The organism is Methylomonas sp. LL1, assembly GCF_015711015.1.
In the GTDB taxonomy this organism is placed as follows: domain Bacteria; phylum Pseudomonadota; class Gammaproteobacteria; order Methylococcales; family Methylomonadaceae; genus Methylomonas.
In genome coordinates this window covers 3,955,512-3,977,689 of the sequence record NZ_CP064653.1, presented here as the reverse complement: position 1 = coordinate 3,977,689, position 22,178 = coordinate 3,955,512, and the positions used below count along the sequence as shown (strand labels likewise).

18 protein-coding genes are annotated in these 22,178 nt (G+C 52.4%); 9 read left to right on the top strand and 9 right to left on the bottom strand.

The features are described 5' to 3' along the window. The 4 genes from IVG45_RS18645 (at position 1) to IVG45_RS18630 (ending at position 5,364) form a co-directional block, all read left to right on the top strand. Positions 1–2,658 carry an MMPL family transporter gene (locus IVG45_RS18645; RefSeq protein WP_196435275.1) on the top strand — a complete coding sequence of 886 codons (2,658 nt, stop codon included), beginning with the start codon at positions 1–3 and terminating at the stop codon, positions 2,656–2,658. 117 nt (positions 2,659–2,775) lie between these two features. Further along, entirely contained in the window at positions 2,776–3,624 is an 849-nt protein-coding gene (motA, locus tag IVG45_RS18640) for a flagellar motor stator protein MotA (RefSeq protein ID WP_196435274.1), read from the top strand. Between the two features lie 6 nt (positions 3,625–3,630). After that, positions 3,631–4,578 carry a flagellar motor protein MotB gene (gene motB, locus IVG45_RS18635; RefSeq protein ID WP_196435273.1) on the top strand — a complete coding sequence of 316 codons (948 nt, stop codon included), beginning with the start codon at positions 3,631–3,633 and terminating at the stop codon, positions 4,576–4,578. Between the two features lie 39 nt (positions 4,579–4,617). Continuing rightward, positions 4,618–5,364 (top strand): hypothetical protein, encoded by a 747-nt coding sequence (locus IVG45_RS18630; RefSeq protein WP_196435272.1) that lies wholly within the window; start codon positions 4,618–4,620, stop codon positions 5,362–5,364. Between the two features lie 112 nt (positions 5,365–5,476). Here IVG45_RS18630 and IVG45_RS18625 read toward each other — a convergent pair whose 3' ends face one another. After that, positions 5,477–6,292: a DsbA family protein gene (locus tag IVG45_RS18625; protein WP_196435271.1), complete on the bottom strand. Its 816-nt coding sequence runs from the start codon at positions 6,290–6,292 to the stop codon at positions 5,477–5,479. Between the two features lie 541 nt (positions 6,293–6,833). Here IVG45_RS18625 and IVG45_RS18620 point away from each other — a divergent pair. From IVG45_RS18620 to IVG45_RS18610, 3 genes are all read left to right on the top strand, one after another. Further along, positions 6,834–7,451 carry a PEP-CTERM sorting domain-containing protein gene (locus IVG45_RS18620; RefSeq protein ID WP_196435270.1) on the top strand — a complete coding sequence of 206 codons (618 nt, stop codon included), beginning with the start codon at positions 6,834–6,836 and terminating at the stop codon, positions 7,449–7,451. 68 nt (positions 7,452–7,519) lie between these two features. Then, positions 7,520–10,954 (top strand): hypothetical protein, encoded by a 3,435-nt coding sequence (locus tag IVG45_RS18615; protein WP_196435269.1) that lies wholly within the window; start codon positions 7,520–7,522, stop codon positions 10,952–10,954. A gap of 96 nt (positions 10,955–11,050) precedes the next feature. Further along, entirely contained in the window at positions 11,051–11,284 is a 234-nt protein-coding gene (locus IVG45_RS18610) for a hypothetical protein (protein ID WP_196435268.1), read from the top strand. A 176-nt stretch (positions 11,285–11,460) separates the two neighbouring features. Here IVG45_RS18610 and tadA read toward each other — a convergent pair whose 3' ends face one another. The 7 genes from tadA to IVG45_RS18575 all read right to left on the bottom strand — a co-directional run bounded on the left by tadA (position 11,461) and on the right by IVG45_RS18575 (position 17,549). Beyond that, positions 11,461–11,970, bottom strand: a complete 510-nt coding sequence (gene tadA, locus IVG45_RS18605; RefSeq protein ID WP_196435267.1) for a tRNA adenosine(34) deaminase TadA — start codon at positions 11,968–11,970, stop codon at positions 11,461–11,463. Then, the gene (locus IVG45_RS18600; protein ID WP_196435266.1) at positions 11,967–12,935 is read right to left on the bottom strand and encodes an L-threonylcarbamoyladenylate synthase; all 969 of its coding nucleotides are present in this window, start codon (positions 12,933–12,935) and stop codon (positions 11,967–11,969) included. The genes tadA and IVG45_RS18600 overlap by 4 nt, the downstream gene beginning before the upstream one ends. A 310-nt stretch (positions 12,936–13,245) precedes the next feature. Beyond that, complete coding sequence (locus IVG45_RS18595) at positions 13,246–14,586, bottom strand: PAS domain-containing response regulator (RefSeq protein WP_196435265.1); 1,341 nt, start codon at positions 14,584–14,586, stop codon at positions 13,246–13,248. Beyond that, positions 14,583–14,999 carry a response regulator gene (locus IVG45_RS18590; RefSeq protein ID WP_196435264.1) on the bottom strand — a complete coding sequence of 139 codons (417 nt, stop codon included), beginning with the start codon at positions 14,997–14,999 and terminating at the stop codon, positions 14,583–14,585. The genes IVG45_RS18595 and IVG45_RS18590 overlap by 4 nt, the downstream gene beginning before the upstream one ends. Beyond that, positions 14,989–16,116, bottom strand: a complete 1,128-nt coding sequence (locus tag IVG45_RS18585) for a sensor histidine kinase (RefSeq protein ID WP_196435263.1) — start codon at positions 16,114–16,116, stop codon at positions 14,989–14,991. The genes IVG45_RS18590 and IVG45_RS18585 overlap by 11 nt, the downstream gene beginning before the upstream one ends. 225 nt (positions 16,117–16,341) lie before the next feature. After that, on the bottom strand, positions 16,342–17,169 hold the full coding sequence (locus IVG45_RS18580) for an HD-GYP domain-containing protein (RefSeq protein WP_196435262.1): 828 nt from the start codon (positions 17,167–17,169) through the stop codon (positions 16,342–16,344). A gap of 158 nt (positions 17,170–17,327) precedes the next feature. Then, a complete protein-coding gene (locus tag IVG45_RS18575) occupies positions 17,328–17,549 on the bottom strand; it encodes a DUF3391 domain-containing protein (protein ID WP_196435261.1) in 222 nt (73 codons plus the stop codon). 492 nt (positions 17,550–18,041) lie between these two features. Between IVG45_RS18575 and rlmKL the strand changes: the two genes are divergently transcribed. Both rlmKL and yccX read left to right on the top strand, forming a co-directional pair. Continuing rightward, a complete protein-coding gene (gene rlmKL, locus IVG45_RS18570) occupies positions 18,042–20,237 on the top strand; it encodes a bifunctional 23S rRNA (guanine(2069)-N(7))-methyltransferase RlmK/23S rRNA (guanine(2445)-N(2))-methyltransferase RlmL (RefSeq protein WP_196435260.1) in 2,196 nt (731 codons plus the stop codon). Beyond that, a complete protein-coding gene (gene yccX, locus IVG45_RS18565) occupies positions 20,234–20,506 on the top strand; it encodes an acylphosphatase (RefSeq protein WP_196435259.1) in 273 nt (90 codons plus the stop codon). The genes rlmKL and yccX overlap by 4 nt, the downstream gene beginning before the upstream one ends. Positions 20,507–20,661: 155 nt before the next feature. Here yccX and IVG45_RS18560 read toward each other — a convergent pair whose 3' ends face one another. Continuing rightward, positions 20,662–22,071, bottom strand: a complete 1,410-nt coding sequence (locus IVG45_RS18560) for an alkaline phosphatase PhoX (protein ID WP_230874648.1) — start codon at positions 22,069–22,071, stop codon at positions 20,662–20,664. Positions 22,072–22,178 lie beyond the last annotated feature (107 nt).

Genomic DNA, 22,178 nt, shown 5'->3' with positions numbered 1-22,178 from the left:
ATGATAGAAAATCGTTTACGCAACCTGGCTTTCCGCTGGAGCAACTGGCTTTTGTATTCGCCGGTCTTATTACTGGTGACGGCCGCCGTGTTAGCGTATTTTTCCACCGAATACACCGGCAAACATCTTAGCATCAACACCGACACCGCCGAACTGATCGCGCCCGACGCCGCTTTTCAGCAGAATCGGCGCAAGTTTGAAAAAGCCTTCGGCCAGGACATACACACGCTGCTGGTAGTAATCGACTCTTCCAGCCCGGAATTGACCAAGGCCGCCGCGCAGCGTTTGGGGCGGGAGCTACGGGCCGATACCGAGCATTTCACCAAGGTCTATCGTCCCGACGAAAATGCCTTTTTTCATCGTAACGGCCTGCTATACCTGGATACCGACAAGCTGCAGGATTTTTCCGTCACGCTGGCTCAGGCCCAACCGTTTATCGGCCGCATCTCGCAAGACCCCAGCCTGAACGGATTTTTTTCGATTTTCGAAGATGCGCTGAATGCGGAAAGCAAAACCGAGGAAGTACCGATCGATCTGACCTCGCTGATCGACAAGGTCAGCCAATCGCTGCATAAAACCCTCAACGGCGAAACCGATTTGCTGTCCTGGCAAAAACTGATTGCCGAAAACAACATCAGCGAGGAACAATCCGATAAGGCTTTTATTTTCGTCACCCCTAAATTCGATTTCAGCCGGATCCTGCCGGTGGAACCGGCCATTAACGCGATTCGCAACGCGGTCAATAAAATACAAGACCCTAACCTGCCGCAGGTAAAAATTTGGATTACCGGCGAAGTCGGCTTGGAACACGACGAAATGGCAGGCATGAGCGAAGGCACCTTTACCGCCAGTATATTTTCGCTGATCCTGGTATGCGGCATTCTGCTGATCGCCTACCGCTCCTGGCTGTTGATGCTGGCAACCCTGCTGACATTGAGCCTGGGCATGATATTTTGCGGTTTGTTCGCCTCCGTGGCGGTGAAGGAATTGAACCTGATTTCGGTGGCGTTCGCCGTATCCAATATCGGTTTGGGGGTGGAATATGCGATCCATTTTTGCCTGCGCTATAGAGATAATCTTGATTTGCACGGCAAGGACAAGGGCAAGGCCATCCGTTCGGCCATTTTGGATACCAGCCCCTCGCTGATTTTGTGCGCAGGTACAACCTCTATCGGTCTGTTCGCCTTTATTCCCACCGATTATCAAGGCATCTCGGAATTGGGCCTGCTGGCCGGCACCAGCTTGTTCATCTGTTTGTTTGTCACCTTGACCGTGTTGCCGGTACTACTGAAAATCATCCCTACCCCGCCCATTCATCAACTGCAACAAGGGCAACACCCCGGCGCCTCGAAAATTTCATTATTACTAGCCTCGGTTACCCTGCATTACGCCAAACCGATCACCTTGGCAACGGTGTTGGCGACCCTCGTCGCCCTATTTTTTGTTTTTCAAATCAAAACCGATTTCAACCCGCTCAACTTGCGCGACCCGCACACGGAATCGGTGATTGCTTTTAAGGAGTTGATGAAAACCCGAGACACCTCGCCGATGACACTGACGGTGTTGGCCAAAAACGCCAACGAAGCCCAGGCCATGCGGAAAAAACTCGGTGGCTTAAAAACCGTGGATAAAACCGTCAGTCTGTTCGATTTCGTGCCCGAGGATCAGGACAGCAAACTGATGATCATAGACGACATGATGCTGACCCTGGGACCGCAGAGCCAATCGTTTCCGCAACTGAAAACCGGCTCGGATCCCAAGCCCAGTATCATCCGAATGATCGCGGCCATCGACGCCAACTTGCCGAAGAAAACCAATCCAACCGAAATTCAATCGCTACGCGCGTTTAAACAGCAATTGCAGGACGTACTGACTGAACTGGATGCGCGTTTCCCGCCGGATCGCGGCGTTTTTGTCGAGAAAATCCAGACCTCGTTGCTGGGTACCCTACCGACGGTGATGAATCAGCTACTGACCGGGTTTCAAGCTCAAGAAATCACTCCATCCGGTATTCCGGACGAAATCAAGGACCGCTGGCTAAGCCGGGACGGCCTGTACCGGATACAGATTTTCCCCAAGCAAGACCTGAACGATTTGGCTAACTTACAGGCCTTTATTAGCGAAGTACAGGCCGTCGCCCCCGACACCACCGACCTGCCCATCATGTATTGGGAATCGATGAAAGCCGTAATCGGCGCCTTCCAGGAGGCTATCATCATCGCCCTGGTTTCGATTGCGCTGCTGTTGCTGTTTATCCGCCGCAGTATCGTCGACACCTTGCTGGTGATGACGCCGCTGGTACTGGCCGGTTTGTTCACCATGGCCACCACCGTGTTTACCGGCACGCCGATCAATTTTGCCAACATCATCGCCTTGCCGTTGTTGATGGGCCTGGGTGTCGATAACGGCATTCATATGGTGGAAAAACTGCATCATTCCTTGTCCGAAGATCAGAACATCTACCAGTCCAGCACCGCGCGCGGCATGTTTTACGGAGCCTTGACCACCATTTCCAGCTTTGCCGGCCTGGCGTTTTCGCCGCACCAAGGCATCGCCAGCATGGGCTTGGTGATCACGATCGGCATTTTCTGGATCATGACTAGCACCTTTATTGTGCTACCGGCCATCAGCAAACTTGTACTGAAACCGAGAGCGTAAAAGGCGGATTGCCAAAAAATGGCGGAAAGCAAATGCCGCTTGTACGACCCCGAATAACCCGTCAAAATTGCCGTTCCATACGGTGAGTTTTCATCATTTTTCTATTCCGAGGCAAGCATGTTCGTCATCATTGGTTATGTGATCATTTTAAGCTGCGTATTGGGTGGCTTCCTGATGGCCGGAGGCCATCTGGGGGTACTCTGGCAACCGGTCGAGGTGGTCATCATCGTTGGCGCGGCCTTGGGCTCGTTTTTCGCCAGCAACTCGATGAACACCATCAAGACGGCGGTTGCCGGCGGCATGGGCACTCTAAAAGGCAGCCGCTTCACTAAGGACTATTACATGGAATTACTGCTGAGCTTTAATGCCCTGAGCCAGAAAGCCCGTAAGGAGGGCCTGCTGTCGCTGGAAAAAGTAGTCGACGACCCGGAAAGCAGCTCGATTTTCGGCGAAAAGATTGCCCATGATCATCACTTGATGGAATTCATTTGCGACAAATTACGCTTGATTCTGACCGGCGTCGACGTAAATCAGCTGGAAGACATCATGGATGCGGAAATCGAGGTTCACCACGAAGATGGGCACGCTCCGATCAAAGCCGTGCAACGCATCGCCGACGGCATGCCGGCATTCGGTATCGTCGCGGCGGTAATGGGGGTGGTGCATACCATGGAGTCTGTCGGCATACCGCCGGCGGAACTGGGAAAACTGATTGCCGCCGCCTTGGTCGGTACCTTTCTGGGTATTTTGGTGTCCTACGGTTTTGTCGCCCCGGTAGCGGCGGTGATGGAAGACCGGCTGGAAGAAGAGGCCAGCTCCTACCGTTGCGCGCAAAAAGGCTTGCTGAATTGCGCTAAAGGCACATCACCGGCCATGACGCTGGAATTCATGCGCACCACCATCCCACACCACATTCGCCCAGGCTTCACCGAGCTGGAAGAACAGATCAAAGCCGCCAAGGGATAATCACTGATGGCCGAACAACCCATTATCATCAAGAAAATCAAAAAGAAAGCGGGCCACGGCCATCACGGCGGCGCCTGGAAAATCGCCTACGCCGACTTCGTGACGGCAATGATGGCCTTCTTTTTGTTGATGTGGTTGCTCGGCTCCACCGACGACGCCACCAAAAAAGGGATTTCCGAATATTTTCAAGACCCCTTTGGCGTCAACATCAAAAGCACCGGCGAAGGCATTGCCGATCGAAGTTCCATCGTTCAAGGCGGCGGTTCCGATCTAACCAACAAGGACGCCGGCGAGACACACAAAGGCGAAGACGTCCCCCCACCCGCCGAAGATGTTGAAAAACTAGCCGAACTACAGGAACAGAAAAAACTCGAGGAATTACAGGAAAATATCGAAAAAATGGTGCAGGCCAACTCAAGTCTTGCCGAATACAAGGACCAGATCACGCTGGAAAGGACGCCGGAAGGCTTGAAGATTCAGATTATCGATGCCAAAAACCGGCCCATGTTCAAGCTGGCCAGGTCGAGTATCGAAGACTATGCGCAAACCATCCTCAGGGCGCTGGCGCCGGTCATCAATGAATTGCCCAATAAGGTCAGCGTCAACGGCCATACCGACGCGCTGCCCTACCCGGACAATAAATCGGGCTATTCCAACTGGGAACTGTCCACCGACAGGGCCAATGTCGCCCGCCACGAACTCACGCTGGGCGGATTGGCCGAGGAAAAAGTTTTACGCGTGGTCGGCCTGGCCTCGAGCATTCCTTATAAAGCAGAGAATCCTAACGATCCGATGAACAGACGGATTTCGATCATCGTCATGAACAAAAAGACTGAAAATCAGGTGTTGCATGAAGGCGCCGAAGCCAAACCCGCCGTCCCCACCGGCATACCGGGAATTCCCAACGATACCCAGAAAAACATCCGGATAACGCCGGCCCCCGAATTGCACTAAAACCGTTGCCCGCCGGCGGCTTAACCTATCCCAACGCCCATGCAACCGATCAAGGCTCTGCTTTGCCAGTTACTGGCCTACCTTGTTGTCGCATGGAATAGCGCCTGGCTGGCTCAATGGGTCTCCGGAACTGGCTGGCTGGTCTGGATTCAAGCCGTGCTGGCCGCCCTTTTTTCCAGCTTATTGCGCCAACCACGCTGGTGGTGGCCTATCCATTTATTGTTTATGCCCACAGCCTGGATATTAATGCAGTACCACTTGCCATCCTGGCTCTATTGCCTGGCTTTTGGGCTGTTGATATTGATATTTTGGGGTACGGTCAAGGGCGACGTACCGCTGTTTTTATCCTCGTCCGCCGTCACCGACGCCCTGTTTGCCATCGTCAATCGGGAACAGGCCGATAATTTGATCGAATTGGGCGCGGGCGTGGGCAGTGTCGTGGTGCCATTGGCTCGCCGCTTGCCGCAGCTGAGAATAACGGCGGTGGAAAATGCGCCCTTACCCTGGTTGATATTAAATTGGCGCTGCAGGCATCTCGCCAATGTCCGGGTTGTCGGGAAAAATCTGTGGACCTACAGTTTAGCCGACTTTACCCTGGCTTTTGCCTTTCTGTCGCCCAAAGTCATGTCGCGCATCGGCGCCAAATGCCGAAGGGAAATGCCCGGCGGCAGCCTGCTAATTTCATCGTCGTTTGACGTGCCCGATTGGGAATCCGAAGCGGTTATTGACGTTTGCGGCACGCATCAAACCCGGTTGTATTGCTACCGATGCGCCGAAAAAGCTTGACCCGTGACGGAAAGCCCTCCCATACGGATGTTTGACGGCAATTGTCCAGCGCTGTGGACATCGGGGATTAGCGTGACAATCGCAAAACGAGACATTCAATTTCAAATTACGCTTAATGACTTTTCCCCAACAGCTGATCCACATCCACGGATAAGGTTTCCAATGAAGCGGCTCCTTGGCGAAATACAACCTGCCCGGTTTTATGGTTGATCAAAACATTTGCTGGCGTACCTTGCAAACCAAGCGCTAATGCTTCGTCCTCATCCTGCTTAACCTTGTCTTTAAATTTGCCGGCGTTCAAACATGCCAATAGGTCTTCTTTATCTATCTCCGCATGAACTAAAGCCCTATCGATAATCGCTTGGCTATCAGACACACCGCGCCGGGCTTGGAGAAATAATGCATTGGTAAACTTCCAAAAGCCTTGCTGGCCCGTCAAGTCACCGGCGCATTCGGCGGCTTCCGCTTCCCGTTCGGCATTGGGCTTATGTCCGGATATAGGAAAATGTCTAAACACCCAATTGATCGTCCCTCCCGAATCATCCACCAAACGCTTCAGGACCGGATGAATTTTTCGACAATACGGGCAGTCGAAATCAGCAAACTCGACCACGCTAATCAACGCGTCGGCATTGCCATAAAGTCTATCCCTCTCAAGCGCAACAGGCCGTAATTTAGTCTGAATTTGATTTTGCACAATGGTCCGCTGCTGCGCGGTATCCCGGCCTTGTATGGATTTTTGAGTTTCGTGAAGTTTAATTTCATCCATGATTTTTTGTTTCAAACTATCGCTTTGCATAAGCTGATCGATAATTTCCTGCTTAAGTTGCTCTCTCTCCGGTTCGGAAATCTCCGCAAAAACATTGGCGCATCCTAGAAAAAGTCCGATCAATGACAATGCGAAAATAATATTAAATCGATATTTCATAAATTTTTAGCTTCCAAACGAATTTCCCGACAGAATTGAGCTAGGTGGTTGCGATCCATCACTTAACTGTAATGCTTACCGTCCCACAACAGGCCGCGCTTCCGGCAAAAGCGCATTTAATATTTTTGGCATATCCACAATAGCCGTTTGCTTTATTGTGCCTTATCCATGCCGAAAAACAAAAAACGGCGGACTTTATTTGTAAGAATTATTTACAGTATTCTTGAAATAGAAATCTATACCAATCAATCAAACACTAGTGCTCATACCATGCTTTTTAAGCCTATAAATCTGTTTTTAATGCGCTAATAACCCAAAATCGCCATAGTCTATATGTCAGTTTTTTTTACAATCCATTGATGATGTCGCAGCCATTATTCCCGTATCTTCCTAGCCTTTAAGCTATATCTCAAAAGTTTTTTCAGACAACCTTATGATAATCATGGAAATTTTAGCCTAATGCATTCATCCTCCAAACATGCCAAATCAGTGGGTATGCAACTTGCTTATTCTTTGGGGTTTATCAACAATGAGGTGAATAATGAAACAAATAGAATGCAAGACCTACTTAAAGGCGGCTGCATTGGCCGCCGGATTGGCTTGGGGCGGCTTCTCATCCGCTGCGGGTTTAACCAACGGAGACTTCTCATCAAACTTCGACGGCTGGCGGGGAGATGTGACCTCTGCCGGCCCCATATCTCCTTTACCAGGAGCTTTTGGCAATAATTTCGATGCATCCAGTGGCGCGGCCGTTTTGTCCACGAGTTTCGATAGCGACGGCCTAAATTATTCCGTCAATCTGTTTCAAACCTTTGATTTATCCAGCAACGCACTGACGCTGAATTTTGATTACTCATGGCTCGCGGATGATGCCGACGATACTTGGCTGGCTCAATTAGTCGACGCATCTGATTCCAGTCATTTCTTGGTCTTTAACAGCGCCAACACCAGCGGAAACGGACAGTTTAATCTTGCCGGATTCAGCGGACTAACCGTACAACTGTTGTTCGGCCTGGAAAATATCGGCGGCGCTGATGACAGTTTAACCATAGACAACATCGTCATCACCGAGCGTCAACCCAACGCTTCCGTGCCCGAACCCGGCACCTTGCTGCTAATTAGCGCCGGCTTGCTTGCCGCAAGGCGTAAATCTGCCTGACACCTGGGATATGTGTGTCAAAACCTCTTCAATTACCAGACGTACCTATGCTTCCCTTGGAGGATTAAATGTATAGATCGACAAAAATAAAACCGCTTCAGCGCGGCAGCTTCATCTTTATGATGACGGCTATTTCGCTGATTTATGCGTTACTGGCGCAAACCGCTTATGCCGTAAACGCTACCGGCTCTTGGCAGACGGCAACCGGTGTAACGGTTGAGAAAGGCAGCCGCGTGTATGACACGGCCAATCGGGTTTATTACACCCTGAACAAAATGACCAACAATTCAGGCGCGCCACTCAGTGGCCCCGTGCGCCTAGTGGTCACCAGCAGCAGTTTTCCGGTAGCCAACGCCACCGGCACCGACGCTAACGGCAAACCTTATTTTGATGTGTTGGCCAGCGGCGCGTCGCTCGCCAATGCCGCCACCGGCGGAGGGACCCGCATCAATTTTCAATCGTCCCGCGCCACTTTTGCTTATAGCGTGGAAGTGCAAAAATGGGTCGAAACAGTCGTGGATAGCGACAGTGACGGTATTCCCGACACCAGCGACAACTGCCCCTTGGATGCGCAAAATGATGCGGATGGCGATGGAACCTGCGGCAACGTAGATAACTGCCCATTGGACGCTAAAAACGACGAAGATGGCGACGGCCAATGCGCCAATGTCGATAGTTGTCCGCTCGATCCTCAAAATGACGTCGATCGCGATAATATTTGCGGCAATGTCGATTTTTGCCCAACCGACGCCAGCAATAGCTGCGTAACCGTCAACGGCCGAGTAAAAGGCAACGGTGCGGTATTGAGCGGTGTGAACATCAAAATCGGTACCGATACCAACAATAAAACAACGGTTACCGACAGCCTCGGCACATTCAGTGCTACCGGCCTAGGCTCTGCGCAAGCGGCGCACGACAATCTGAACGATTTCCTGCCGGTCGAAGTCAGCGCATCGGGTTACTCCAGCGGTTATGCCAAAGTCGTGCTGGAAAAAGGCAAAGCCGAATACAGCGTGGCGATCGACCTGCAACCGGTGTCGGATAATTTTACAACCGACGACAACCTCAACAACGGCGTGGAAATCAACAAACAAGGTGCCGCGGTCGGTCAATTGACTATTCCCGATAGCTCACTTCCCGATGGCGTCACGGAAGTTACCGGGACCGTAACTTATCTTGACCCAACCACCGATGACATCCAATCCGCTCCTGGCGGCGACTTGCTGGCCTTACCCGCGGGTGTCGACCCCAATACAGCCACGCCGGTGCCGCTGGAAAGCTTTGGCATGATGGAATTCGACTTGAAGGATCAAAACGGCAACCCGATTCATGAATTGGGCGGCACCGCTGAAGTCTGCATGAAAGCCACGCCCGGCCTAAATGCCGGCGATACTATTCCGCTTTGGTACTACGATGAGGCCACCGGTTTATGGAAAGAGCAGGGCCAAGGCACGGTAGCCGATAAAAACGGCCAGTTGATGATTTGCGGCAATGTTACTCATTTTACCTGGTGGAACTACGACCAGCCGATCAATACGCACTCCTGCTTTAAATTCGATGTGCGCGACGAGACAACCGGCAACCGTTTGTCCGGCAACATCGATTGGCAAGCGGAGGGCGTGACCTACAGCGGCACTTCACCGGAACGCGCCTGTAGTGTTGACGCTGACGACCCGAATGTCGGCAGCACTATCGACTCGTTGACTGTAAAAAAATCCGACGGTTCGACAATCGAGAAAATCCGCGTGTTTGCCGACATCGGCGGCAATAAGTTCTACCTGAAACGCGACGGCGACGGCACTTATAGCCTGACCAACCAAGCCGACGCAACTGTGTTCGACAACCCCAATGCCAACGCAAGTTGCTTGAACAATACCAATGTCGACCAGTGCGCATTCCTGGATTATTTAGATGGTGCAAACGCCGATGGCATTCTGCCATTGTCCGCCAACATTAATTATCCGCCCGTGATCAGCAACTTTAACATCACCGATGCTAATGGGGCCGCGACCAGCAATCTATTGGTCGGCGCATCGGCTAATGTCAATGCAACAGTCACTGATCCGGAAGGTACTAATGTCAAAGTGAATTGGAGCACCGAATGTAGTTGGTATGAGCAAGGCAATCCAGGAACAATATCCCCGGCCAGCCAAGACTTTACCGCATCACCGGCCTTGTTCAATGCCACCTATACCGCGCCTGGCACGCTGAGCTATCCGGTTGAGTGGTGTCGCATCACTGCCACTGCGACGGATAGCGACGGCATGAGTTCCAGCGCGGAACAATGGGTATACGTGACAGGCAGCTATCAGTACGAGGTGGAGGGCATCCTGTATGGTACCGATGGCCAGCCGTTGCCGAATACCTTGATGCAGTACTCCAACAACAATTGCAACAATAATGGGTCTCAGGAGGTAACGACCGATGGCAACGGCCACTATAGCGTGCAATTCAATACTCAAAATTGCAGCGGTGGCGAAGGTTATTACGACCTTGGCTATATGACTATCAACTATAGCCATGACAACACCCAAAGAACCCGTTCCGAGTATCTAAACAACTATTATTACTCCGAAATCAATAGTTGTTCGGTACAAGCAAACGCGGCCACCCAATGCCATCACGACATCCGGTTGCCTACCGTATGGGGCTCATTGAGCGGTAATCTGTATCCGCCTCAAGGCGAAGCGTTTCAATGGTTGAATATCAATTCATACCAATACAGTTACGGCTACAACGGCTCAGACTACACATGGATATACTTCGATCAAGCTCAAAGCAGTTACGGCCCGATTTCCGTGCCTGTTGGTCAAGGCTACATGTATGGCTACACCAATACCGGTTCTTACGATAATAGCCAGAATTTCATGATGCCAAGCACACAAGGTCAGCATCAGGATTTTGGTGACGCCACGGCTCCGGTAACCCTCACGGCATTCGATGGTCAAGGCGGCGTTTTGCCAGGCATTTCAGTCACTGGAACCAGTTATGGCTGCACAAGCAACAATAACTGCAATACCAGTTTCACCGGCGTTACCGATAACCAAGGTCAGTTGACCTCACCATTGCCACTGAGCCAGTTCTACGGCAGTGCGGTTTATCCAAACGTTGGCACCCGCTACAACTATGGCTATGTCACCACTAAGGACCAACCGGTAAACCTTGATATCAACAGCCCGGACAGTTGCAAAGTCATCGGGGTGGCCTACGGCGGCAACGGCCAGCCATTGGGTGAAGGGTTTAGCATCAACGCTTGGTCCGACGGTAATTACTACTACAACCAAAATTGGGATGGCAATTTACAGGCGGTAACAGACGCCAATGGCCAATTTGTATTTACCGACGTAAAACCGGGATATTTTTACTTTACCCATGACAATTATTATTTTGGGTACACCAACTACTCAATCGATAACTGTCGTCCGGTCAATGGCTCGGCTCGTGAAATCAGGATCGATCTGCCGTACTTCGACACTCAGTACAACAATGGTTTACCTTATTGATAATTGAGTAAGGCTTGAAAGGGAGGCAGTTTAAGCCTCCCTTTCGACGGCCGATTCACAGTTCAACCCCTATTCTTTTTTGCTTGGAGATTAAGCATGTCATTTTTTTACAAACTAATTCCATTCCTGCTGGCATTTACCAGTAGCAGCATCCTCGCGGCCGGCCAACAGCAGTCACAGCCCGCGCCAGGCCCTGCCGGCTTGACGCCGCAACAACATCAGCAACAGCTGGAAAAAATGCATCAGCAACAGGAAAAAATGCAGGAAGTCCATGATAAAGCACAGCGTGAAATGAATGCGCAACGCTTAGCGGAAGAGATTAAAAAGTAAGAAATGCGCATGAAACAAGTCGGCGTAGGCGCGGTTAAATCCACACCTCCGCCGAACCTTGCATACGCTCGATGATCATTCCTAAGCTACCAATTCAGTATCTCAGGACGATAAGCGGAATATAAAGAGCGATATTCCTTCTTCCATCGGGGAAAGCTTGGATCAGGAGATCAAAATCACCCACCCCTTTCCCGCGCGAAAGGGGTTTTTCCGCTTACCCTTGAATAGTGACTTAGACCTTGCCTTCTGGTTTTAAAAAAATCACTGAGTAACTCTCCACACGCCTGGCCTAAAATACCGCCCAACCACTCGACGCTATGATTCAAAAATGGCGCATCGCTCAGTTGCAAGGCGTGGCAAACCGCGCCGCGCTTGGGATCGTAAGCGCCGAACACCAAGCGCTTGACCCGTGCATGCGCAATCGCGCCCATGCACATCACGCAGGGTTCCAACGTCACATATAAAGTCGTATCGATCAGCCGGTAGTTTTGCAGGGCCTGCCCTGCTTTTCTTAACGCCACGATCTCGGCATGAGCGGTGGGATCGTTAGCTTGAATCGGTTGATTCCAGCCCTCGGCGATGCATTGATCACCTTGTACCAACAAGGCTCCAACCGGCACCTCGCCTTGTTGTTCGGCACGTTGCGCCAGCCGCAATGCATGCCGCATCCAGTCTTCGTCCTTCATAGCGTGGCTTTGCCGAGTCTGTCGTTGACCGCCATCCACTCTTCGCTATCGGGCGGCTGTTCCACCAGAATGCTGTCCAATTGCAATTGGTCCAACTCGCGCAAAGCGCTGTACAAGGCAGGTTCGTAAGCTTCGGCCTGATCGGGCAAACGCAGCAAATGCCGGCAAGACAAATCGGATAATTTCGTACTGAATGTCAATACCCCGACCTGCTGGCCCTGATTTTGCCGCTGCTCCAACAGGGTCGGCAAAGCTTCCGCCGCGCACAAAAAAGCCGGCGTGTTGGGTGCGTAATGCGAGGCTAACATACCGGGCGCGCGGATTTTATGTTGCGACTTTAGCGTGACCGGCATTTGCAGCACTTCTTCCAGTTGGCTGCGGGTAATGCGTCCTGGCCGCAGAATGGTCGGCTGGCTATCGGTCAGATCGATGATGGTCGATTCCAGCCCCACCGTACAGGGTCCGCCGTCGAGAATACAATCCACCGCATCGCCCAACTCTTCAGCCACATGAGCAGCCAAGGTCGGACTAATGCGGCCGAAACGATTGGCGGACGGCGCGGCAATCCCGCCGCCGAACACTCGGAGCAACCACAATGCCACGGGATTATCCGGCACCCGCAGAGCCACGGTATTTTGCCCGCCGGTGACCGCCATCGGCACCCAGGCTTTTTTGTTCAAAATCAAAGTCAACGGCCCCGGCCAAAATTCTCTAGCCAACTTTAGGGCCACATCCGGTACCGGCTCGGCCCAGTCTTTCATTTGCGAAGCATAAGCCAAATGCACGATCAAGGGGTGATCGGAGGGACGACCCTTGGCCTTGAAAATTTTTACCACGGCATCCGGATTGGAGGCGTCGGCGCCTAGTCCGTAAACGGTTTCGGTAGGTATAGCCACCAGCTTGCCCTGGTGAAGCAGTTCGGCGGCGTGTTGAATGGATTGAGGGGTAACGGCTGTTGAGGTCAATGCGAAAACTCAAGGATAAACCAAAACTGCATTTTAATGGTTCGGCATGAATGTTGATTGAAATATTGATTCAACTTATCAAATTAAGGCGATTTTTCGGGGAGAATGCCCCCTTGCCGATGCCGAATATATCGAGGGCCAAGCCCTTGGCCTAGATTCTTAACAGAGGGGCTGAAGCGAATAGTCGGCTTCGGCTAACCGGGGATTGCTAACCAGCGACGCTCCATCAAAACAGACGGTTCACGAACCTCGGAAATTGCAGCAAAGCGGGCCAAGGCGCCGAAAGTTGCAATAAATAGTACGCCCCTCTTCAAGAACCGGACTCGGTCATATCTCGAAACACCAGCACCGCACCGATGACTTTTCCGTCCAACTGCATCGGATGAGCGGTACATTCGACAGGAAAGGAACCGCCGCCCTTACGCCGAAATAATTCCGAGGATCGTTGCGGGACACTGTCTCGAAAGGCATCGTAAATACTGCATTGTTCCTTGGAGACGGGCGAGCCGTCGGCGTGGCCTGAATGTATCGTCGCACAGGTGTCTTGACCCAGAAGTTCTTCCTGAGCATAGCCCAGCATCGCCAGCGCGGCGTGGTTGACGAAGGTGCAACGGCCCTCGGTGTCGAGCCCTATGATACCTTCTCCGGCCGACTCCAGCAGTAGCCGAAAGCGCGTCTCGCTGTTACGCAACGCGGCTTCCGCCCGCTTGCGCTCGCACAATTCCTTGTCCATGCTGGCGTTGGCGGCTTCCAGGATCGCGCTTTGTTTTTCCAACTGGTCCGTGCGCTGGGCCACCAGTTCCTCGAGACGCCTGCGGTAATAATACAACTCCTGCTCGGTTTCCTTGTCCGTCGTGATGTCAACCAGAAGGCCTTGCAGACACAAGGCGCCGCGCGCCTCGTCGCGCACCACGTTGGCTTCATCCAAAAACCAACGGGCCTGTCCGTTGTGTTTCAGCAGCCGATATTCGCAACTCAACGGGGTGTGATGTTCGTAGGTTTGCGCGTAGGCCTCAATGACGCTTGGCCGGTCGTCGGCATGCACTCGCTTCAGCAAGCCTTCCGGATCGTTTAGCCATTCCTCCGCCGGGAAACCCAGTTGTTGAATCTGCGGGCTGACATAAAGCAGTTGTCCCGGATTGTCCAGCGAGGCGATGTAGGTGATGGCCGGAATTTGTTCCACCAAAGTGCGGTACTTCGCTTCAGCCTCCCGTAATTGCTCCACGGCCTGAGTCTTGTCCTGAATGACCCGTTGCTCATGCAGGGCACGGATAACCACGGCCGGTAGCCATTGCAGTGATTCCCGGTCCGAACCCTTGACCACATAGTCGCGCGCGCCGAGCTTAAGGGCGTCGACCGCGATCATGGCGTTATCGGAACCGGTCAACATCACTACCGGCACCGGCAAGTCGCCGGTTTCCTCTGCCAGTTCGGCCAGAAACTCCACGCCGCTTAAATCCGGCAAATGAAAGTCAAGCAGAATACAATCGATCTGCTGGCTGCGAGCGAGATTAAGCCCCTGATTGCCGGTTTCGGCCTCGAATATCACAAAGTCGCAGTCCGCGTGCCGCATGAGTGCGCGCTTGCAGGCCAAGCGGTCGATCTGGTCATCGTCAACCAACAGCAGACGGATGCTGGGCAAGGCGTTCATAGCGGCGACTCGCTAATGGTCCAATAGGCGTCGATGGTACGCATAATGTCGACGAACTGCTGATATTCCACCGGCTTACGCATGTAACCGGCCACCCCCAGTTCAAAGCTTTCCACTTTGTCTTCCTGCTCATCGGAGGTGGTGAGCGCGACCACGGGGATGCGTTTCAATTCGGACTCCCCCTTGGCCGCCTGCAGGAATTCGATACCGTTCATGACCGGCATGTTAAGGTCAAGCAGTATCAGGCAAGGACGCTCGCGGCCGGGATCGCGCAGATAGGCCAAGGCCTCCTCGCCGTTTTCGACGTGTTCGAGCGGGTTGGCGACATGTAATTCCCTGATGGCTCGCCGCACGGTCATGGCATCCACACTATCGTCCTCGACCAGCAAGATGGGTTTACTCTTAATTCTCATGGTTCTTTTCTATTTCCGTTGATGCGGGGTGCTGCTTGGGCACCGTGAAGTAAAAAGTGCTGCCCTGGCCGACTGTAGACTCGACCCAAATCCGTCCACCGTACTGCTCGACGATTTTTTTGACTATGGATAGACCCACGCCGGTGCTTTCCACTCGATCACGCGGATTCAGAGTCTGGAATAACTGAAAAATACGCTCGAAATGGCGAGTCTCTATGCCAGGCCCATTGTCTGCAATGCCGAGCCGCCAGCTATCGCCTTGATCGGCGCAATCGATTGTTATTTGCCCTTGGGGTTTATCCGAATAGCGAATGGCATTAGAAATCAGATTTTGCAACACTTGCTGAATACTGGTTTTCTCCGCCTGGATCGTCGGCAAGCCGGATGCAACCGTAACGGTGATGTGAGAAGGCGGGGCCAGCGAGTCGATCACCTCGTGCGCGAGTTCGTTAAGATCGACAGCGACTACCGCCTCGTGCAGACGGCCGATGCGTGAAAAGCGTAACACGCCGTCGATCAAGGCGTCCAACCGCCGCACGCGTTGTATCAAAAGACGTAAATGCTCCTGGCCGTCGGCGTCGAGACGGTCATGCTGGTCGGCGGAGATCCAGTCGGCCAGCGAGCCGATCGCGCGCAACGGCGCCTTTAAATCGTGGGAGACCACGTAGGCAAAATTTTTGAGTTCCTCGTTCACGTTTTCCAGTTCGTGAATCATGCGCTTTTGCTCCGCCTCCAGCCGCTTGCGCTGGGTGATGTCATGCACCGTTGCCAGCACCCGCCCGTCCTCGATCGGGCTGAGACTCAAGTCGGTGGCGAATTCGCTGCCGTCCTTGCGCAAACCGTAAAGCTCAAGCCCGCTGCCCATCGTGCGGCTTTCGGGTTGCTCGGCGTAGTCGGCGCGCTTGGCCCCGTGCATTGCCCGGAAGCGTTGCGGAATCAAGTCTTCGATACCGAGACCGCTGAATTCGTCCCGCGTGTATCCGAACAAGCGCTCGGCGGCGGGATTGGCCAATAGGATACGCCCATCCAAGTCGGCGATCAGCATGGCGTCCGCGGCAATGTCCATCAGCCAGAGCGCGTTTTGGTTAATCAGAATGTCTGGGGTAACGGTAGTCATAAAGGGAACGGCTCAACGGCATCGGGTGATCGGGCTAAACCTACAATATATTATCAGACGCCATCGCCATGCAAATACGAAGCAAATTAGCGTGACCAGCCTTGAAAAAAATGTGTCCGCACTGCAATAATTCCGCCGTCATTTTTACGCCGATGGGAAAAGACTGGTAACGGAAATACCTTTCGCCTTAGATGTCTAAGAACAATAGCCTATAGTCCGCATGCATCAAAATCTCATATGCCGGATCGGGTTTATGCCCCAGCGCGCGGGGTTTTCGAAAGATACGATTCGATGGCTGTTATCCGGCTTGGAAAGATCGAAATCCTTGGGAAAAATGTAACAGCGGGTTTGGATGTTGAAAATAATTCTGACCCTGGGATGAAGCAAATCTTCATGATGCTGATCTATCACCACCGCCAAGAACCCGCTTTCAAGCTTGACCAGCGAGCCAATGGGATAAATGCCGACTGTACGGATGAAGTACTGAACTAGCTTGTCATTGAACTGCCGACCTCCCGATTCCAGCAACATTTTTATGACTTCGGTTGGCTCGGCGCTGGTATGGTAGACACGAGTGGAGGTCATCGCGTCATAAACATCGACTATGGACGCCATCTGGCCAAAAAGGCTTATTTCCTCTCCCTTTAAGCCTAGCGGGTAACCACTGCCGTCATAACGTTCGTGATGTTCAGCAACGATACTCAATGAGATGGTCGAAATCCCGGCGATGGTTTCCGCGATCTCCCGACCATAATTGACGTGCAACTTCATCAGCTCAAATTCCAGTTCATCAAGCTTTCCGTGTTTATTGAGAATATGTTCTGGCACTTTCATTTTGCCTATATCATGCAGAAAGCCACCAATGCCGATCTGCTCAACACTGGATCGATTCTTCATCGAGCGGCAAAAGCTGATCAGCAACGTACCAACCGCCACCGAATGCTGAAAAGTATAGGTATCGGCTTGCTTGATCCTGAGCAAGCTGACGATGGCGTCGGGATTCCGCAGTATCGATTCCGAGATGTCTAAAACCACGGGTTCCAGTTTTTCCAATTCAACCTGTTTACCTAGCCGAAAATCCCGCAGTGTGGCATGGACTATACTGCTGGCCTCCTTGTAAATCCGCTTGGCCTGGATAATTTCTTCTTCAATAGGGACTAATTTCGGCTCCGATCGCTTGAGTGGAATATTCAGATCGGTGGGATTATCGCCTAGAGCCTTACCCCCCCATCGCCAGGCGCATGACCAACATCCACTCCCAGACTGGTGTCGATATAAACTTGGGTAATGCCGCATTCGATCATTTTTTCTATATCGCGCGCATACTCCAGCACAAAGCGATTACTCATAAACGGGTGATTCATCCAGGAGCAATTGAGATCATGGATATACATCCCTGGGCGGAGATCGGAAACGCTGATTTTTTTGATCATGAACACCTCGTTGACTTACTTAGATACTGTTTGCCATAGTCATCGCACTTCAAATTTTTTTGATTCCCCCAAACCTGTCGACAATTGCCGGCATTGCCTTACTACCCACATCCCTGTAAACATCGTTGGAAGATGTGCCCCCAAGATGCCGAAATTTTAAATAATCAAGCCATGGCAGCCACAAAGGCATGCGGCCAAGCTAGGTGGCCTATATAGGCCTTTAAACCATGCCGCAAATCTTGTCTAAATAAATTTCAGGCCGGCTGGAAATGAGCGCTAGTATAGTCAAGATACATTCCGGCGCCCCAATCCTATTCTTATTTCAAGCGCCATAAAGCGTTATTTTGGCAAAATCACGGGTTAATCCACATCGACAGACTATTCCGCAATTTGGCTTTTTAAAGCCCTTAAACCCCGCAAACGGTTAAAATATCCGCGCAACCAGTCCCACCCTGGTATTCTTTCAGACCGCTAAATTTTCAGTTCTCATTCATGACCAGCCATCAACTCTTCGCCACCACGCCCAAAGCAATGGAGGGCATTCTTGCCAATGAAATCAAAGCCCTGGGCGGCCAAAACGTCCGCGAAAAAATGGCTGGCGTGGCTTTCGAAGGCGATCTGGCGCTGGCTTACCGGGTGTGTCTGTGGTCGCGCACCGCCAACCGGATTTTACTGTTACTCGGCAGCTTCGAGGTCAAATCCCAACAAGATTTGTACGACGGTGTCAAAAAGATCAACTGGTTCGAACATCTGAAACCCGACGACAGCCTGGCGGTATCTTTCAGCGCCAAGAACAATCCGGCCATTAACAACACCCATTTCGGCGCGTTGAAGGTTAAGGATGCCATCGTCGACCAGATGCGGGAAAAATTCGACCAACGCCCCAATATCGACACCGAGCGGCCCGGCATTCGCGTCAATGTCTATTTGCATAACGAAACCGCGCAGCTGAGCCTGGATTTGTCCGGCGAGAGTTTGCACAAGCGCGGCTACCGCGACGTCAGCATCGCCGCGCCGATCAAGGAAAACCTGGCGGCGGCGATTTTGCTGCGCGCCGGCTGGCCGAAAATCGCCGAGCAAGGCGGTTCGCTGCTCGACCCTATGTGCGGCTCCGGCACCATGCTGCTGGAAGGCGCGATGATCGCCGCCGATTATGCGCCGGGTTTGCAGCGCGATTATTTCGGCTTCCTGGGCTGGAAGAAGCACGATGCAGAACTTTGGCAAAGCCTGTTGGACGAGGCTGACCAACGCCGTGACGTTGGCTTGAACAAAATGCCGGTGATCGTCGGTTTCGATCAGGACCGTCGCACCGTGGCGACTGCATTGCAGCACGTCGAAAACGCCGGCCTGGCCGGCAAGATTCATATCGAAAAACGCGACATAGCGGACGCCACGGCGGCGGAAAGTTGGCCCAAGGGCCTGATCGCCTGCAACCCGCCCTACGGCGAACGGCTGGGCGACGAGACGGAAACCTCCGAGTTGTATCGGCGCTTCGGCGAGGTGCTGAAACAGCATTTCGCCGGCTGGCAAGCGGCTATGATCATCAGCAATCCGGAACTGGGCTTTAGATTGGGCCTGCGTTCGCAAAAACCCATCACCCTGTTTAACGGTGCGCTGGAGTGCAAATTGCTGCGCTTCAACATCGAGGAAAAAAGCTTTTTCGAACCCAAGGCCAAATCCCAACAGGAACGCATCGAACAAATCAGCCGGCGTACCGAGACCGAGCAGCCGGATAATCAGGCGGAAATGTTCGGCAACCGCTTGCGCAAGAATCTGAAAAAAATCGGCAAATGGGCTAAGCAAAACCACGTCAGTTGCTACCGTTTGTACGACGCCGACTTGCCGGAATACGCGGTGGCGGTGGATGTCTACCAAGGCGAGAAAACTTGGGTCAACGTGCAGGAATATGAATCGCCCAAGACCATCGATCCTGCCAAGGCCAATCAACGTCTGGCCGGGGCGATGGTGGAAATCCCCAAGGTGCTGGAGACACCCAAGGAGCAGGTGTTTCTGAAAATCCGCCGCAAACAGAAAAGCACCGACCAATACGAGAAACAGGGCGAATCCGGCCAGTTTCATGTGGTCGAGGAAGGCGGCTGCAAGTTTTGGGTCAATTTCGAGGACTATCTGGATACCGGTTTATTTCTGGATCATCGGCCAATGCGCTTACTGATTCAGCAACAAGCCAAGGGCAAGCGTTTCCTGAATCTGTTTGCCTATACCGGCAGCGCCAGCGTGCATGCGGCGGTGGGCGGCGCGGCGTCCAGCGTTACGGTCGACATGTCCAACACTTATCTGGACTGGGCCAAGCGCAATTTCGACCTCAACGGCATACGCGGCGATCACAAATTGCTGCGCGCCAATTGTCTGACCTGGCTGGCCGAACAGGCCGGCGCCAAACAAAAACCGCAGTTCGATATGATTTTCCTCGATCCGCCGACTTTCTCCAATTCCAAGAAAATGGACGAGGCTTTCGACATTCAAAACGACCACGTGCAATTGTTAAAAAATGCCGCTGCCTTGCTGGCACCCGGCGGAATATTGTATTTTTCGACCAATTTCCGCCGCTTCAAGCTGGAGCGGGAATCCTTGGCGGGCTTGACTATCGAAGACATCAGCGCGTCGACGATACCGGAAGATTTTGCCCGTGACGCCAAGATTCATTATTGCTGGAGGATCACCCGATGAACGACTGTTTGCATATTATCGTCAAGGGCCGGGTACAGGGCGTGTATTTTCGCGCCTACACCCAAAAACAGGCCGTCAAATTGAACCTGTCCGGATTCGTCAGAAATTTGCCGAATGGCGATGTCGAAATCGTCGCCCACGGTGAATCGGAAGACCTGCAAAAACTGATCACCTGGTGTCACAAAGGTCCGATTTTGGCCAAGGTGGCCGAGGTGCTCGTCAATCCACATCACGGCGGTGAACATTTCGCGGAATTTGAAATTCGATAACCCGGAAGCCGTTGCCTCTGATTACGCGGTTGCGGCAACCATGGCTTTGACGCCAGCCGGTATCGGCAAAGATTAAAAGACCGGCAATAAAAAGGCATGGCGCTTTCGGCGACCATGCCTTTCAACCGCTTCAAAGCAAGCAGAATTAACGCAGATTATTTTTTCTTCGCGTGATGCTGATCTTGCTTGTGATTTTCATGATGATGCTTTTTGTCTTCGCGCTTGGTAATCATGATGGTTTTGTCGTTGCCGGTACCGGAGTGCTGGACATTCACAAACAAGCTATGGGGATCCTTGCCGAAATAAATTCCCGTGCCTTCAGCCGGTTTGTCCTTCAATGAAGCGAACAAATGAACACCGTCTTGATAGCCATCGTTGTTTGCATCGTCGGAGGCTGGGTCGAATACCCAAATATCGCTGTAGTCATTATCTTCGACCATCCACAGTTTGCCGTCCGGGCCATGGGCCAAGTTGTCCACTTTGGCAAAGCCGGTTTGAGCAATTGAATGCTTCTCGAACGAAGTGTTTTTACCGGAAGCGACCGCGTATTTGACCATTGGCGTTTCATCCAGTGTCACCGCCAATACGGCACCCACGGCATAACCGGCCGCATTAGCACCGGAAATGTTGGCGCTATTGTCGACATCTTCACAAGTCAAAGCGGCATATAAGGTCTGGCCGATACGTTCCAAATCTTCTGGACGGCAGAACTGGGTGGCGCCAGCGGTGGTTGCGGCTACCCTTGCGCTGATTTGGACTTGATCCATATCCAGAGCTACCCATTGAGCGGAACCGGTTTTGCCGGCATCCACTTTCAATGCATACAATTGGCCGTCGGTTAAATCACCGTAAGTCGTTGGAACAAATTTGTAGATAGAACCTTTTTTGTCTTCGTCGATGACATAGACATTGCCTTGATCATCGATTTCCAGGCCTTCATGGGACAGTGCGCCCAATTTCGGCAGCACGGAGACGCTTTCCATTTTGGTAGGGTCTTTTTTATCCAGTTTCAGTTCATAGACCAAGCCGCTTTTTGCCAGCGGCGCATCGGGATCGGGACGCAAGGAGTCAATGACTTCCTCTGCAAAAAGCACGGTGTGCCAAGGTGTCCAGACGATGCCGTCCAGCGCTTCCCAATCCGCGCGGCCTACCACTTCCTTGGTCTCGCCTGTTTTCAAATCGACCACGGACACCGCGCCGCCGCTGCCGCCATCGTGACGCAAGGAGTTGGCGTCATTACCGATCGCGCCGCCGCGAACTTCATGGGTCCGATACAAATAGCGTCCGGCATGCTTTTTGGTTTCGTTGACGGTGTTCATGTCCGGCCAGTCGGTACCGACATAAATATCCAGATCGCTCTCGTCGGAAACAATGCTTTGCGTGTAGCCGTCGGGAATCAGCCAAGGGGTGGCATTGAGATCAATGTCGGTTTCGTGGCCATAAGCCGAAGCGGAAATTGGATCAAACCCCATTGGACCATTAACCTGAGTCGCCTCGGCCAATGCCGAGCCGGACAACAGCGAAGCCACCACTGCCGCCAACGCGCTTTTTTTGAACATAAACATGTCGAGCTCCATAAATGTACGAAAGAAAACAGATGCTGCCTGCGAAACAGCAGACTAAATTCTATGTCGCCAATATGAAGGTAAGATGACAGCTATTTAACCAATTC